The organism is Lysinibacillus sp. RS10 (assembly GCF_041956855.1).
Classification (GTDB): Bacteria; Bacillota; Bacilli; order Bacillales_A; family Planococcaceae; genus Lysinibacillus; species Lysinibacillus xylanilyticus_A.
In genome coordinates, this window is record NZ_CP167122.1 from 2,851,823 (window position 1) to 2,867,604 (window position 15,782).

A 15,782-nucleotide genomic window follows, 5' to 3' on the forward strand; every position below is an offset into this window, starting at 1 on the left:
TCAGATCCTACTCCGACTATCTCAATTCATTTGATGAGACTGCTATTATTCCAGCTACATGTGTACCATATCCATTTAAATCTTCAAATATAGTTATTTCTCTATTAGATTCTTTTGTAAAATTATAGCCACCAATAATGCAATCCATTAAGTCTAAATGATGATAGTTACAACCAGTATCTAATATAGCAACAACTACACCTCTCCCTGTATATCCTTGATCCCAAAGATGTTTAGCACCAATACTAGAGATATTATTTGTCACCTCATCTTTAAATTTCTCTTCAGCAAAAGAATGTGGCCCTACTTTTAATTTAATTTGAGTATCATTCATTCTCCAACACCCCCAATTATATTCATATGGTATATAGAAGCAAGCAATCTCAAATATCTCAACCTTTTAAAATATAAAAAATCCCTAGAAAGTTTCGCTCTCCTAGGGATTCTTTATGAATTATAGTTGTTCCGCGCTAGTTTGAAGGTTTTTAAAGTGTTTTTTTAATGCTCCATTCATACCTGAAATGGATACTTGTGTTTCTTCAAGGTTTCTAATGCAGTCTTTTCATTTAGTGTATATACGTAAACCATAACTTCTTCTCTTATAGTCATTCCGATAGCTTTGATACAAGCAACTAACCCAACAACCACACCGTCTGATATTGTGTTCTAATTTTCAAATCGTTAAATTTTGCACCAGGAGGTATATCCCCTATGCGTGCGACTGGTCGTGCTGCTTGATCTTCACAAAAAATGTTTCTATATATATTAATGTATATTTCCGAATTTATCACAGTTAAATTCTATAGTAAGAACTTTATCAATTGATAAACTATTATAATGATAAATACCTTCAATACGAATGCTATACGTTTGGCCACCATCTATCAAAGAGGCTTTGTATGACGTTTGCTCCCACGTTCCTTTAGAACCTTTCGCTACCTGCGTTGATATCTTGTTTATTCCTGCAAATACTTGGCCTTTTCTAGATTCGCTGTATTGCGTTTCAAAATCTCCTATAACCTCAATTTGAGTTACTATACCTGCAACATAAATATATTTATCTAATGTCCAACCATCGCTTACTTCGGTAGCATCTTGATTTTTATTCGTTGGAATAGTAGCTAACGCTTTCCGTTCCTCTTCCCAAAACCCATCTACGTGTTCCTGAACCCTTTCTGCAAACACTTTCGGATCTACCCAATCTTCTGCTTTAAATTCATCTATTGCGGATACTCCCAGCTGCATTCCTAACTTCTGTTGATTCACTTTTTCTGCGATTTTTACATATTGCTTATGATATTCTTCCTTTTGCTCTTGAGTTAATTTTAAAGGAGTTTTTGGTTTTTCTTCATTCGTATCAGATACAGTCTTATCTTCTGTTGCTTGATTGACAGGTGAAATCTTTGCCTCCTCTTTCTTAACCTGTTCCTCTGTTTCTACCTTTTCATTGCACCCCGTTAATACGAACATTGTTAATAAAATCCCTACATATAAATGTTTTCTCACCTTCATCCAATCCCCTTTGTTGCAATATTTTCCATTTATTATACTTCAAAAAAATATAATAGTTTTAAAAAAACACAAAACCCCAAACAGAGGCACTTTTTTTATAGTGTCCACTATTCAGGGTTCAGTTCGCTATGGATACCTCATACTTTTTATTAACCTAAAGCACTTCGTTAGTGAAAGTTTATAATAACCTCAAACTCATAGTAACTGTCCTGATGTTAAATCCCAATTTTTCATACATTTTAATTGCTTGATTCCCTGCAAATGCACTTAGACGGATTTCTGAGTATCCATCTTGTTTTAGATGGTCAATACCAGCTATCATTAACAGTTTGGAAATCCCATTCCCTCTATATTCTTCTATAACAAATAGTTCGTAAATAAATCCATTCATCATATCAGTAAATTGGTCTTTGCTTGTCCCTATAAGAATCCAGCCTTTTAATTTATCGTTTTCTGTTGCTATTAAATAATAGCTTCCCTTTTCCAACAGTGGTTTAACAAGTTGGTCAATTTTTTCTTTCGTAGGTTCTACTTCACCTAAAGTGCCATCAAAAACAGCTTTTGGAGAAAGCGATAATACCTTTTTAAGTTCAAAATCGTTAGGTTTTCTAATATCCATTAATTGTATCAGTCCTTTAATCCCCTTTTATTCAGTTTAGCATAATACCCCAATAATTCTCCTCTAAAAGCTATTATTAACTTGAATTCTTATTGTACTAACCTGCAACGTTAGTTCAATAAAAAAAGAGCTGCATATGCAACTCAATGATCTTCAAGTAAGTATCCGTTAGTTTAACAACACAGTTTTATTAAATGAAATCCCAAAATAGCTATATTTTATAATAACTTGATTGATTTCTTCACTATGAAAAACACTAATCCCATAGATTTCATCCTTCTTAGAAGCAGTGCCATCATCTAATTTTTTATAGGTAGCAGAAGGAGATGTGTCTGGCTTAATTGATACATCCTTTATATCCTTAAAACCATATTTTTTTGACTCATTATTATTATTATAATCATCCGTTATGATGAAACCTTGTAAAGCATTACTAACTTGTACTTTTGTTTTTGATGGCTTTTCATTATTATTTACTGATACTTCTAATAGTTTCACTTCACGAAAGCCTTTATTACCAATTCCAATAACAACTGATTTATTACCAACAGCAGTACCAAGCGTACCTATTTCCAAAGGTGGATTAAATAGTACAAAGGTATAAACACCACCAAATGTTAATGTTAATGCTAAAATTAGAATAGGAACCCAATGTTTCTTCTTCAAATTCTCTCCCCCTATACAATTATTTTCCTTCCACTAAACTGCAGCGTTAGTTCAATAAGAAAAGGCTACCCTAAAGGCAGCACCTTGTTCTGCTAAAGCACTCCGTTAGCTTAATAAGAATAGCTTTTATGCTACTTTTTTGTTGTCTATTTTTGAACTTGGTCACTTACTGTTTTAAAAATCCACGTGTAAACAATACCCCCCCTAAGGTAATACATACATTATATCATTTAACAAAATATAACATTCTACTTATTTTATTGAACTAAACTGCCCCGTTAGCCATCTATGTAGCGCAAAAACCAGCGCTACACCACAGAAGATGAAAATGTACTCAGAACGGGTATAGTATACTACGGCTGGGAGAGGAAGGTCGATAAACTATGGTGCCTTGAGCCCTTCCGTTAGTCTGACTCCAACGACCACGGTGTATCACTGACTGTCGCTCCCTCACGGGAAGCACTCATGGGAGATTCATCCTACTCAGGTTGCTGCACCAGCCTCTAATTTGATTGGCCGTAGAAAGGATGTTTCTAATGGAAGTCATCATTGAACGTGCATGTGGTATGGATATTCATAAGGATTCGATTACCGCATGTATTATGACATTGAGGGCAAAGTGATTCAAACCTTTTCTACTAAAACGGTTTTTCTATTGCAGTTAATTGATTGGATTAAAGAACACGGCTGTACGCACGAAGCTATGGAAAGTACAGGTGTATTTTGGAAGCCTATTGTAAACATACTCGAGGCTGAGAGTATCGAATTTTCAGTTGTAAATGTCCAACATATCAAAGCAGTTCCTGGTCGTAAGACTGATGTTAAAGATGCGGAATGGATCGCCAAGTTACTTCGTCACGGATTGCTCAAAGCTAGCTTCATTCCAGATCGAACACAACGTGAATTGCGAGAATTGGTTCGGTATCGCCGGAGTATGATTGAAGAACGCGCGAGACAACATAACCGCATTCAAAAGGTACTCGAAGGTGCGAATATTAAACTTGGTTCTGTTGTGTCAGATGTGATGGGTGTTTCCTCTCTTGATATGCTTCGTGCCATTGCCGAAGGTGAAAATGATCCAGAAAAGTTGGCTGGCTTCGCTAGACGTTCAATGAAAAAGAAAAAAGCAGAGCTTGAACTCGCACTTCGTGGCTATATCCAACCACATCAACGACTAATGATTAAAACCATTCTTACTCATATTGATTTTCTGACTGCACAAATTGAACTGTTAAATCAAGAAGTTGCTTGCCGACTTTCCACACACCAAGAAGATATCGAAAGATTAGATTCTATTCCTGGTATCGCCACTCGAATGGCAGAACAAATCCTAGCTGAAATCGGAACTAATGTAGAAAAGCAATTTTCAAGTGCAGCACATCACTGTTCTTGGGCAGGACTAGTACCTGGACACAACGAAAGTGCAGGAAAAAGGAAATCCTCCGCTATGAAGAAAGGCAATAAATATTTGAAATCGGCTCTAATCGAAGCAGCTCATTCCGTCAGAGGATCTAAAACCTATCTAGGTGCATTATATAGACGGACTGCAGCTCGAAAGGGGAAAAAACGAGCAGGCATATCCGTAGCTCATGCCATCTTACGCATTGCTTATTACCTTTTAACACGGAAAGAAATGTATGTAGACTTAGGTGAAGACTACTTCGATAAACTAAAAGAACAATCCATTATTCGATATTCTGTTCGGAGACTTGAAAGTTTGGGTTACAATGTGACCATCACTGAACTTGGTGCTTCCTAATACAATCTAAATCTGATCTCTATTTTAGGCGCTACCATTTTTTGCATATAAAGGTCGCGTTTGTTTTAGCATGGACTTTTTTAGAGCCAGAGATTTAATTTTCATGGGAGTTCAATAAAGAAAAAAAGAGCTGCATTTGCAACTCATTGTTCTTCAAGTAAAGCCCCCCGTTACTTGAAGAACATCTAAAGTGTCCCCTTAAATTTCTCTGGTTTTTCTACATAACTTTCAATTATTAGTCCACATTCAGTACAAATAATATATTCAACATCATACCCAAAGCTTAACTTATTAGATGGAATCATAACACAATAACTACTTTGATGACCTTCCCCCAATTCTTTTCCACCACATTTAGGGCATTCTGTTACTTTCGTAGTATGTTTCATTTGAAAACCTCCACTTTGATTTTATATAAATATTATTACGATGTTCCTTATGTAATTATGAATGAACAATAATTTGCTTTCATCTTGTATAACTAAACTGCCCCGTTATTCAATAAGAAAAGGCTACCCTAAAGGCAGCACCTTGTTCTGCTAAAGCACCCCGTTTAGTTTAAGTACATTTTTTCACAATCTTATAAAACAACTGTACCTTTATGGCAATATGTCTCCTTTAAAAACTTCTCCGATAGTATTTGTTTTCTCCATATTTTCTTCTCTAATTATTACGTTTCTTTTTTTTGAAGCAATATGATTAATATCTACAAATGCTTTTACATCTCTTTTACTCTGAGTACAAAACTATCGAAAGCTTCTTCCGCCTCAACTCGACGTCGTACAGTACAAATTACAGGATATGTAGGACAAAGTTGTAACAACTTCTCCGGTTCCATTTCGATAGGTAAATCACCATCTATCCTTACATCCCAAAATCCTTGCTTATTCTTATATGCAACCGCTAGAAAATCGCTTTCCCAATCTCTGTTAAAATTGATATGCCAATGACGTCCAGGTAAATGCTCCTTAATTTCCTTCGCATAATCGCTATAAGATGTTTTAATAAAAACAAGTTCCATCTCTTCCGTAACAAGATTAGCAGGAATGGGTGCCTGACTTGGTAAATCTTCATTATCATATAGATAACCAGCTAACAAATAAGCTAAGGCCTTCTTTGCATTTTGGATAGCTTCCTTTTTCGTTGGGCCCGAGGTTAAGTAATGCTCCCACCCATTTTCCGGAAGTAATGTTGGGAAATGAATACCGAAAATTTCTTCTTCTTGCTTTATAAATGCTGGATAAACTACATTCTCAAATGCCATATCAACTATACCTACCCTTCGAAAATTAGTGTAATCCAGAAATCTGGATGTGATCTTGTTCATACAGATAGGTAAGCTTTTGAAGTTATCGCCAGCTTTTCCCCCTGTCCACACCGTACGTGCGACTTTCACCGCATACGGCGTTCCAACTAATCCAATTCACTTAATCATCAACACTTCTGATATCAAAATACCCTCTATGTCTCAATTCTTCCGTTTCAATAAGTCGGTGCCTCCCTTGGAAGGTGAACCTCTTTTAGTCTCACGAGAACCTTATTAACCGATAAAGATTTGCCAAGCATGATTAAGTAATTCTTCATTAGTCTAGTGGCTATCCCTCCACGTTATCAGTTTACAATGTTGAATTATATCTATTATGGAATGAACTTAGGTGCTTCCTGTAAGCCTGTTAGCATTCATACGCCTGTAACGTATCATGGATTTTCATATTAGCTAGTCTTACTCACCCACATCTAACCTCACAATTTGGTGACATACACATTTCTATGTATCGCAGTTATAGACCCGTACATTCAGAAGTTTGTCAGCTTAACCTTTTATTGTAGGTTCATTCGCATTCTCACCATATTCATTCAACTCAAGCATCATGATTTACACCACCCCCGCGGGTAGGCTTTCGTCAGCCGAACTGTTACGGTAAATTCTCACGCCTTTTCGCCGAGCTTATAACACTTTCATTCATACTAAATCAAGTGCTATTCGACTAAGAGAGAACCCTTCCGAGCGTTACCTCTTCATTTGATTCTTCGATATAACCCTTCAATTCCGAAAGGAACTGCCTAGCTTTCCCAGAGTAATGTGACCATTCTCCATTTGAGCTAGGAACATTTCGCACAACTAAACTGCTGCGTTAGTTCAATAAGAAAAAAAGAGCTGCCTACGCAACTCAATGATCTTCAAGTAAAGCCCCCGTTAGTGAAAAATCATTAAACTCTAATACCACTCTTTGAAGAATACCCACTTTCCATTGTCCAATGAAAATATAGATTTGCACTGCTTATATCTTAAAATAACACCTGAGGGATACTTTGGATTATCACTACAACCTTTGTTATACATTTTTCATAACCACACTTAGGACATATTTGTCTCATATCTTTTCTAATTTTCATCTAATTTCTTCTTAAATAATATACATATTGTACCAACATCTTGTTCAATTAATCTGCCCTGTTAGTTGAAGTAAAAAAAGCTCTACTCCTGATTGAAGTAAAGCACTCGTTAGTTTAAGAAGTGCTTACTTCATAGAATTTCGTACTTTTTCAGGAATCATCACTACCTCAGTTTGTAAAGCTACAGGTTTAAAGGTTGCATTTCAACGTACATTTTCTCGCCTTTAAGGTTAACTAGTACATCCTCCATATTTTCATTCAAGAAAACCAACCACTCATTTACTTTATCTGTTTTATTTTGTTTCACTCGATATCGCGTGCACTCAATATTCATTGTACTTTGTTCCTTTCTTTTATAAACCACATTATTTCTGCTATATTTTAACATATTTAATTTTATTTTCATATTTAATTAACCCGCTCCGTTCAATAAGAAAAAAAGAACTGCCTCTGCAACCCAATGATTTTCAAGTAATGCCCCTATTAGCCATTCATGTAGCGCAAAACCAGCGCTACACCCTGAGAATGAAAGATTATTACGTTCTTTCATGGGAGTTGAACAAGACGACCACAACCTTTTTGCTATTTTTTCTGGCTCTAAATTTATCCTTCTTTATCGTAAGTGTTCCTTATAAGTTGGAGACTTTGGCGTATAAGTATTTCCGCCTGCGACTGTTTCTTTTGTTTCAACATCATAAATTGCATATCTACCTCTAAATTCTTCTTCAGTTTCTTAATAAAAGAAATAAACTTGCCTATCAGGACTAACAGCCTGATGGTAGTTAATATCTATATCAGGGTAGGGACGAAGAATATTTCCATCAAAAGTTAGATAATTTAATCCTTCTATCCCATTAAACAATAACTTTTTTCTAATATTTACAGATGCATCAGGCATTTCTTTAAAAAGAACAGTATCCAGATGTCTCTGCTCCTGCTTATGTCTTTGATAAAGCTCCTGATGTACAGGATACTTTAGGTCTCTTAATGCCTGGTAAAATTCATCTACAGTCTCATCAAAAACTGTTTCCTTATTTGCAGGATATAAATATTCAATTTTATCTGAAGGTGTAGATTGTGAATAAACAGGATTTCTTAATAACACGGAAAGACTGCTAGGGTACTCCTTGGTTGTAGATAACCTCAACACTAATGATGGTAAATTTTAATACTTTTGGATAAAATAATAAAAAATAAGTTAAAATAAGTCTTTATTATAAAATAATTAATATTAAGAGGGGGATATTCAATGAAAAATTTGTTTTATTTAATGTTCATTGTGATGATTATAGCTGGTTGTAACGGAATACCTTCATCACAGTCCGATTCTGTTGGACAACCAGAGGGAAAAGTTATTGTAGATCATGAAGGTTACCCGATGATGATTGGCGAATTCGAATGGAAAGATGATGACTTTGAAGCTCGAAAAATTAGTCCATCCGATACATATGGCTTAGCAGAAGAATTTGAAACATTAACTGTTGAAAAAGGAGATAAAATAAAAATTGAAATTGATCAAAATCCATCTTCAATAATTGTATATCAGGAGAATGAAAATGGTACAATTGATAATTTTGAAATTCAAAATAATGAAATAACCCTTCCAACGGAAAAAGGATATTATATTTACGAAGTTGTTGCCAAGTGGAATGAAGGAAAATCAACTTATGTTTTCGATTTGAATATAGAATAAAAAATTCGATTTACTGAAGTACGGCTTAATTTCAAAGCTACAAAAAAGACTGGGACTCACTTAATTAATGAGATTCAGGTCTTTTCAGGAGGAAGTGTGATGGATGGAATGCTATTACTTTTGAAGTGCTTCATTCTTTGACTCAATTCTAATTTTAATATTTGCAATAGTTGAGCGCTCTTGGGTTTACATGCTTCTAAGTACAATTACTTTTTTACCAGTTACATATTATTTTTCAGGGGTAGTAAATGCTTGGAAAAATATCGGACGATTCGGACTTACCTTCGTCTTTTTCCACTTATATAAACAACGATAATTCTGCTTTTCAACTTCTTCATATGCTTGATAAAATGGCTTCGGATTCTACTGTTTTTCGCTAGCAACAAATCTGCGCCGTTTGCACAATGAGAAAAGTGAGCTGTCAAAACAGCTCACTGATCTTCAAGTAAAGCACTCCGTTAGTTGCATAGTAACAATTATTTCTAGCTAATCTTACGTTCTAATTCACTAAATAATTCAGCAGGCTCTATATCTAAGCCAATTAACTTTGCATTCCAGTTAACGCCTACTAATAAACCATCTTCATTCATTCCATAAAGCCAGCTATTCATAAATTCTTCTAATGGTATGAGAGTTGGATGATAATTTGACCAACCCTCTATCGCACATTGGCGTGCATACGCTTCATCTGACCAAAATGGCATTACATCAGTGTCTTCCTTTGATTCACATACACACCAACCTTTTTCATTCGTCAAACCCCAAACCAATTTACTCTTCGAAACTCTTTCGATAAATTTTTCATATCTTCTTTTAGAATTTATTGTTAAATCAAATGACATTTTACTTCTCCCTTTAATTAATACTTCAATAATATTATTAAATTATTCTTATTGAACAATACTGCTTCTTAGTGAAAAAGCGACTGCTCTATTGAACAATCGCATTTCGTAAGTAAAACAAGAAATCCATACTTCTATCATTGTTCATTTCCTATTGTCGTATAAATAAGCCGTTTTCTTCAATAATTTCTTTGCATTTATTAAAACCTATTAGCGTCTTAGAATAAATAGGAAACGACAAATCATAATTCCCTATTATCACTGTATCCAGAGAAGGAAAGAAAAAATCTACGAAATATAGTTCAGTTACTGAGAGTTTCGTTAAAAAGACAAGGGCTTCCACATCTCCTATTTTATAAATACCCTTACTATGGGAAAATAGTTTTCGAAAGAGATTCGCCTCCGATCGATTTTAGCAACTTAATTTATATTTGAATGCTTCTTTACTCAGTCCTTTTTTATAAATATGTATATACACTCCACTCTCTTTTAGATGAAAAAGTTGCGTAAAAGTATCCAAGAAATTTGCACCATACTTTAAATTATGATTTTTTCCCAATAACTCAGATGCCTCTTCTTCAGTAAGAACACGATTGAATACGTCCATAATACCGATATGATTGTATAACTCACTTGGCTTTTCAAGAAGGTGAGTGTTAAATCTTTTATATTTTGAATGCAGGATATTGATTTCTTCGTTTGTTGCCAATGTTAATTTCATAATTTACCTCGATTGTTTGCTTGTACTAACATTATTTTATCATCTTGTTTAACTAAACCGCGCCTTTAATTTAGCTCTACTTCTTATTGAAGTAAAGCTACCCATTACTTCAATAAGTACATACTTTATTCAATAAAGGAAACAATACAATTAATTAGATAAAGTCGCAAAGAGGTGTGTTGAAGAATAATGAAAAAGATGTTAATCGTTTTTATAGTATCCCTTTTTCTTATTACTTCTTTTCAAAAAATAATCGTTTCATCAGCTAAACCAACTCAAGATTCTGAGGAACTTAGATTACAGGATATGCTTATGCTGATGCTTACTCCTTATATTGAAAAAGATTTGACTAACTATTATTATCCGAAGATTTTTAAGGATGTTTCACCTCATGTAACTCCGTGGAAAATTGAATTGATTGAAACTAAAAGAAATCATTTCCGAGGCTTTGATTTGCAAATTACTTTTGAAATTGAACCAACTGATGGCGGTCATAATATTTCATTAGGGAAGGATCGAATGACTTATGAAATATCTGCTGGATCTGAGGTTAAATTGATAAATCACACTCACCTAGAGACGTATAAATATCCTCCAGAATAATTAAATACTTATATCGACTTTTCCCGTTTCTTTGCGAAAAGATAAAACAGCAATATTAAACAAGCCAGCACCGTTAGTTTAAGTAGAAAAAGGCTCTACCCCTTATTGAAGTAAAACCTTCACTAGTTGAATTAAAGGTAATAATTCTTATTGAGATAAATGTTTGTAATCTAATACTTCAATTTTGAAACCGTGATTACATTATATTTTTTCACATACTTAACCCATTGGCATAAAAAAGCTACTTCAAAATAGCCAAATCATAGGGGGTAAAACTACCAGCAAAAATAAGCCAGTAAACATATACTTTATGTATTGTTTTCTATTTACGCCTTCTTTTAATTCCCATAGCCCTAAAGTTATAAAATATAGTCCAACCAAAACCGAGATAATTGGAAGTACAATAACTAAACCAACCATTTGGACACCTCCCTTTAAAATCCTTCTTTTTGACCGTTAGACACCCATGTAGCGCAAAAACCAGCGCTACATCACAGAAAATGAAAGATGATTAAGTTCTTTCATGGGAGTTCAAGTTCAATTAGAAATAATAATTAACCAATTCTTTTGAACTAAAACCACTAAGTAATAGAAGATTCCTTTTTCTGTTTCCTTCTATAAAGATACCTCCATATATAATATGTTATCCAAGCAATTAAAGGAATCGAACCTGTAATATATAAGTCTTGGATTTCAGTGAAAATCGCAATTAATATTCCTGCTATGCAAATTGATACCATAATAACAAACCACATTCTAACTTCCTTGTTTTTAAAACTTAGTTCAAATCGGTCACTCACTTGCCTCACCCCTTTAATTGAATAATTAAATAGAACTCACTATGCAACTCAATGATCTTCGAGTAAAGCACCCCGCTAGCCATCCATGTAACGCAAAAACCAGCGCTACATCACAGAAAATGAAAGATGATTAAGTTCTTTCATGGGAGTTGAGGAAGAAAAGTGAAGCTTATTCAACAATTGCGTCCGTTTGTATTAAAAAAACAACATTTTCTTTACTTGTAATTTTCAAATTTTTCATCTGTTAATATCTCAAATACAGTTTCAGTAACATCTTTAGTCAAAGTTCCATAATTTGATTGTCCATGAATCGAAAGTGCTATTCTCTCGGATTCCTGATTTATCCATACGTCATGTTCAAATGAATTCCAAGAGAAACTATAGTCTGGGGGGCGTATATCTACTTTAATATTCTCTTGCCAATCTGCATTTTTCAAAGCATTTATAAGGTTTTCAGCTTTTTCGGTATCAGTTATCTCATTTACTGTTTCGTAATCTCCGTTATAGGTTCTTTGTTTAATAATTATGGGATTACTATCCCACGAACTGCTATAAACCCTCTGTTTCGTCGAATCATTTATTTCATCTTGACTACACCCGCCTAATACAAGTCCAATTGTGATAAAAAACGTAATAAATTTTGTGATAACATCACCTCTTTTGTATAGAACTTATTAATTAACAATGGCTACAATTCCTTTCACAATTATTCTGCTAACGTTAATTCTATATATCTTACTAAAAAATGGCACGAAAGTTGAACAAAAATTAAACAACACTATTCAACTAACCTGCCCCGTTAGCTCAATATGAAACAAGCTCTACTTCTTATTGAAGTAAAGCCCTCGTTAGTTGAAAAAGCTAACATCAGAAGAAGCTATTCTGTTGGATTAGAAAAAGATTGCTGTTTTTCCCAATCAGAAGAACCGATTTTCATCCAATACTCCCCTTTTTGTTTATCAAAAATGATAAAGTAATCGGATGCTATTGTAATAAAATCATATCTATTTTGTTCGTTATCAGTCTTTTCAATAGCTATATGATTGGTTATTAAAGATTGGGAAATTAACCATGAACTTAAAACAATACATATTCCCAAGAACACAATAGAAAAAGGTTGTAAACTTTTACTCATTAACCTTTCCTCCTCGTATAAAATTGATTTCTCTAACCATTCATTATTTCCTTCTTCAATTAACCTATAAATCATAATTGCCTACGACTCCTACGTACTCGAATCGTTGCTCTAAATATTCATTTCGTTGCAGCAATAATTCCTTAAAACTATTGGGAAACGTAATTCCCATCTTTTGTTCAGCTTTAGCAATTTCAGTTTCAGCAGCTGGTTCATTAAAACTTTCTACTATCTCTAGTTTTTTATAACCACTTCAATATCAATCCGAGTGATTTCCCTCAACTAAATCATTTCACTTGCCCAAAAATAACTACCTCTTAAACATTCTCCTGTTTCCTCATTTTTCTTTGCCATGCTAAAAATGTTTTGATAAGTAAAGAAGGTTGCCTTCCATGCGGAACCACCATCAAACCTTACGACAACATCAGCATTATCATCATCTTCATTCCATAACTGTTCCCACTGTTCAGCTTCAATCCAAACAGAATACGGAATATTTGTCACATTAATTCCCCCTCTTGATACACCTATGATATTTCACTAACCTGCACCGTTAGCACAATGAGAAAAGTGAGCTGTCTAAACAGCTCACTGATCTTCAAGTAAAGCACTCCGTTAGTTCAACAAGCACTTATATTCAATGTTCCATCTGGATTAACTGTGACCAATGGATATTCAGGTGAGTTTTCTCCAGTAAGAATACTATCTTTATCAAGAATTTTTGATAGATTTTTCATAAATTCAAAAACAGCATTAGCCTCAGATTTACTTTTAACTTCTTTTGGGTCAATATCGAATTCTAACTCTTCTTCTGAAAAGAAATGGCAATTAATCAAAACTCCATTGGTGTGAATAGACATTAAAATACTGTGGTTATCCTTTTCCTCAAAAAAATGGGCAACATCAGTTTCATCATACACTGTTACGTGTCCATCCTTGTAAATAACAATATCCCAAGTAGAAGTCCGAATCCAATCAAAAAATTTTTGCCAATTGGTTAAATTAACGTCAATAACATAAATATCCCTTAGACTTCCATCATTGAAAAATACTTTATCCAAAACCGCATTTGTTATTTCCATTTAATCAATCCCAGATTATTTTATTTGTATTGTACCACTTCTTATTGAACTAAACTCCCCGTTAGCCATCCATGAAGCGCAATAAACAGCTCTTCACCACAGAAAATGAAAGATGATTAAGTTCTTTCATGGGAGTTTAAGAAGAACAGCGAAGCTTATTAAACAATCGTGCCCTATTGTTGAAGATCACAAAATATAAAAAGTGACGACTGCATACATACGTTGTAATGAAATAAACTAAACTAAACTAATAAAGTACAAATGATTTTGGGCTTTATTAGTTTAATTTGACTCTTCAATAGGAGTTGGATAATTACAGAATATAAGGTAGGAATTATTAAGAAAAGAAGGAGAGATATGATGTTCGATCAAGTTGCGTATTTTATTTTTCAAGCCCTGGTAATTCTAACGGTTTTGGTTGTTGTAATTGGAATCCCTCTTGGGGATACACTGTTGAGAAAAAAATAAGGACGCTAGGACATAAGTATATTTCCAAAGCAAAATTTAAAAATTTCACATTAAAAAGCGTGAGAAGCAACGTTTCTAAAATTGATTTTTCACGCTTTTTATGATTTGGGTCAGTTATGTCCCAGCCTTTTTTTGTTTTTACGTCTTACTTCGTTTCTCTAATAGATTTAGGGATTGGTGAAAAAAAGTGAACCATATTGAAGTAAAGGCCCGTTAGTTCAATAAGAAGTTTAACTTCAATTGTTTATTAGCTTCGTTTACAATGCTTGAGATTAGGGATTTCCCTGTAATATTCATCACATTATCACCAAACTGATAATCATCTATCATTTCACTTATTTCATACCATACATTCCATTCATCGTTAATAAAGTGTTCACGAATCACCTTATAAATTTCATATGCATTGTCTATTGCTTTATATTCATCATCTATAATTTGTTTTAATAAATACCTTATGAAGTACTTGGCACAATATTCATGTGAAGGTTCCTGTATGTCTATTTCCTTTACTGCCCTATAAAAATAATCTTCTACCTCAAAAATATTTAGAGGTTCACGTAAGGAAGAAAGGATATTTAAGGATGTAGATGAAATACCATTTGCCAACATTTCACAAGCCCAATTAACATAATCAATAGGCTCCACTTTCTTTTCAAATATTTTGTAATACAAAATTTTAGTCTCCATCACTTACTCCTAATAATTCTTATTCGTACTAAACTCTATTAAATCTACTTTTGTATTGTTTTTCTTCTTGTTGATTATTACTGTCAGTCCACGCTACTGTAATCTTTGCATCACTAAACTCTTTCAATATCCTCTTCAGATAATCCTTTTGCGTAAAAAACAAATTTTTGTTGATATTCCGTAAAGTTATCAGATCCGTTATCTTGTGATGAACCACTTCCATACCAATAACGGTCAATTTCATCTATGCTATCAAGAGTCAATTTGTCCAATAGTTAGTATTTATTTCTTTTCTTAATAGCTTCAATTACCTCATCAGAAATTTCCTTATTTGTTAACCACCTTAAACTTGATGATATGAACAACCCGTAGACATTGTAACTTCTCTCTTAATTCTATTTAAATCTGAACTACTGACTAAAACGTGGAATAACTCCCATTCACTTTTACTAATTGAAACCTCTTTCGCAATTATTTTAAGTGCATTTGGAGCATTCGAGTGAATCCATGCTACTACAATATCAATACCACCATTTTTATTTATTGTTGCATGCACTTTCTTTTGTAATTCATCATGATTACTATAATCAACAGATAGTCGTGTGATATGACTATCTAAGTCAGTCTGTATTATTAAACCTTCATGCAATCAGAGTTCCTAGCGATGATTGAAACATGATACCCTTGATTTAATAACCAGAGTGATACCCCTGATAACATACCTGTTCCACCAACTACTAATGCGTGCCTCATTTATTTTCCTGCTCTTTGTGATACAATTTTTTATAATAACTA

General features: G+C 33.8%; 19 protein-coding genes and 1 pseudogene. 3 read left to right on the forward strand and 17 right to left on the reverse strand.

Annotation, left to right across the window (positions count from 1 at the left end; all coding sequences use genetic code 11):
• Window positions 1-16: 16 nt before the first annotated feature.
• The 4 genes from ACB089_RS14595 to ACB089_RS14610 form a co-directional block, all read right to left on the reverse strand.
• Complete coding sequence (locus tag ACB089_RS14595) at window positions 17-334, reverse strand: S8 family serine peptidase (protein ID WP_374967049.1); 318 nt, start codon at window positions 332-334, stop codon at window positions 17-19.
• Window positions 335-765: 431 nt separating this feature from the next.
• Window positions 766-1,506 (reverse strand): hypothetical protein, encoded by a 741-nt coding sequence (locus tag ACB089_RS14600; RefSeq protein ID WP_374967050.1) that lies wholly within the window; start codon window positions 1,504-1,506, stop codon window positions 766-768.
• Between the two features lie 184 nt (window positions 1,507-1,690).
• Entirely contained in the window at window positions 1,691-2,131 is a 441-nt protein-coding gene (locus ACB089_RS14605; protein WP_374967051.1) for a GNAT family N-acetyltransferase, read from the reverse strand.
• A gap of 168 nt (window positions 2,132-2,299) precedes the next feature.
• Window positions 2,300-2,797 (reverse strand): hypothetical protein, encoded by a 498-nt coding sequence (locus tag ACB089_RS14610; protein WP_374967052.1) that lies wholly within the window; start codon window positions 2,795-2,797, stop codon window positions 2,300-2,302.
• A 536-nt stretch (window positions 2,798-3,333) separates the two neighbouring features.
• Between ACB089_RS14610 and ACB089_RS14615 the strand changes: the two are divergent.
• Window positions 3,334-4,556, forward strand: a pseudogene (locus ACB089_RS14615) (IS110 family transposase).
• Window positions 4,557-4,741: 185 nt separating this feature from the next.
• Here the strand turns inward: ACB089_RS14615 and ACB089_RS14620 are convergent.
• From ACB089_RS14620 to ACB089_RS14635, 4 genes are all read right to left on the reverse strand, one after another.
• Window positions 4,742-4,945: a transcription initiation factor TFIIIB gene (locus ACB089_RS14620; protein WP_374967053.1), complete on the reverse strand. Its 204-nt coding sequence runs from the start codon at window positions 4,943-4,945 to the stop codon at window positions 4,742-4,744.
• Window positions 4,946-5,274: 329 nt separating this feature from the next.
• Entirely contained in the window at window positions 5,275-5,820 is a 546-nt protein-coding gene (locus tag ACB089_RS14625) for a type II toxin-antitoxin system HicB family antitoxin (RefSeq protein WP_374967054.1), read from the reverse strand.
• A 1,314-nt stretch (window positions 5,821-7,134) separates the two neighbouring features.
• On the reverse strand, window positions 7,135-7,359 hold the full coding sequence (locus ACB089_RS14630) for a DUF6176 family protein (protein WP_374967055.1): 225 nt from the start codon (window positions 7,357-7,359) through the stop codon (window positions 7,135-7,137).
• A 327-nt stretch (window positions 7,360-7,686) separates the two neighbouring features.
• Window positions 7,687-8,058 (reverse strand): hypothetical protein, encoded by a 372-nt coding sequence (locus tag ACB089_RS14635; protein ID WP_374967056.1) that lies wholly within the window; start codon window positions 8,056-8,058, stop codon window positions 7,687-7,689.
• 144 nt (window positions 8,059-8,202) lie between these two features.
• Here ACB089_RS14635 and ACB089_RS14640 point away from each other — a divergent pair, with 144 nt between their 5' ends.
• Window positions 8,203-8,646 (forward strand): hypothetical protein, encoded by a 444-nt coding sequence (locus tag ACB089_RS14640; RefSeq protein WP_223555587.1) that lies wholly within the window; start codon window positions 8,203-8,205, stop codon window positions 8,644-8,646.
• Between the two features lie 482 nt (window positions 8,647-9,128).
• On the opposite strand, the gene ACB089_RS14645 is transcribed toward ACB089_RS14640, so the two are convergent.
• Both ACB089_RS14645 and ACB089_RS14650 read right to left on the reverse strand, forming a co-directional pair.
• Entirely contained in the window at window positions 9,129-9,488 is a 360-nt protein-coding gene (locus tag ACB089_RS14645) for a DUF2750 domain-containing protein (protein ID WP_374967057.1), read from the reverse strand.
• A gap of 412 nt (window positions 9,489-9,900) precedes the next feature.
• Entirely contained in the window at window positions 9,901-10,209 is a 309-nt protein-coding gene (locus ACB089_RS14650; RefSeq protein WP_374967058.1) for a hypothetical protein, read from the reverse strand.
• Window positions 10,210-10,398: 189 nt separating this feature from the next.
• On the opposite strand from ACB089_RS14650, the gene ACB089_RS14655 reads away from it, so the two are divergent.
• Window positions 10,399-10,812 (forward strand): DUF3888 domain-containing protein, encoded by a 414-nt coding sequence (locus tag ACB089_RS14655; protein WP_374967059.1) that lies wholly within the window; start codon window positions 10,399-10,401, stop codon window positions 10,810-10,812.
• A gap of 246 nt (window positions 10,813-11,058) precedes the next feature.
• Here ACB089_RS14655 and ACB089_RS14660 read toward each other — a convergent pair whose 3' ends face one another.
• The 7 genes from ACB089_RS14660 to ACB089_RS14690 form a co-directional block, all read right to left on the reverse strand.
• Window positions 11,059-11,232 (reverse strand): hypothetical protein, encoded by a 174-nt coding sequence (locus ACB089_RS14660; RefSeq protein ID WP_374967060.1) that lies wholly within the window; start codon window positions 11,230-11,232, stop codon window positions 11,059-11,061.
• Between the two features lie 1,257 nt (window positions 11,233-12,489).
• On the reverse strand, window positions 12,490-12,747 hold the full coding sequence (locus ACB089_RS14665) for a hypothetical protein (RefSeq protein WP_374967061.1): 258 nt from the start codon (window positions 12,745-12,747) through the stop codon (window positions 12,490-12,492).
• Window positions 12,748-12,811: 64 nt separating this feature from the next.
• Window positions 12,812-12,979: an SMI1/KNR4 family protein gene (locus tag ACB089_RS14670; RefSeq protein ID WP_374967571.1), complete on the reverse strand. Its 168-nt coding sequence runs from the start codon at window positions 12,977-12,979 to the stop codon at window positions 12,812-12,814.
• Window positions 12,980-13,029: 50 nt separating this feature from the next.
• On the reverse strand, window positions 13,030-13,251 hold the full coding sequence (locus tag ACB089_RS14675) for a hypothetical protein (protein WP_374967062.1): 222 nt from the start codon (window positions 13,249-13,251) through the stop codon (window positions 13,030-13,032).
• A gap of 116 nt (window positions 13,252-13,367) precedes the next feature.
• Window positions 13,368-13,829 carry a hypothetical protein gene (locus ACB089_RS14680; protein WP_374967063.1) on the reverse strand — a complete coding sequence of 154 codons (462 nt, stop codon included), beginning with the start codon at window positions 13,827-13,829 and terminating at the stop codon, window positions 13,368-13,370.
• A 681-nt stretch (window positions 13,830-14,510) separates the two neighbouring features.
• Window positions 14,511-14,987 carry a hypothetical protein gene (locus tag ACB089_RS14685; protein ID WP_374967064.1) on the reverse strand — a complete coding sequence of 159 codons (477 nt, stop codon included), beginning with the start codon at window positions 14,985-14,987 and terminating at the stop codon, window positions 14,511-14,513.
• A 343-nt stretch (window positions 14,988-15,330) separates the two neighbouring features.
• On the reverse strand, window positions 15,331-15,636 hold the full coding sequence (locus ACB089_RS14690; RefSeq protein WP_374967065.1) for a hypothetical protein: 306 nt from the start codon (window positions 15,634-15,636) through the stop codon (window positions 15,331-15,333).
• Window positions 15,637-15,782 lie beyond the last annotated feature (146 nt).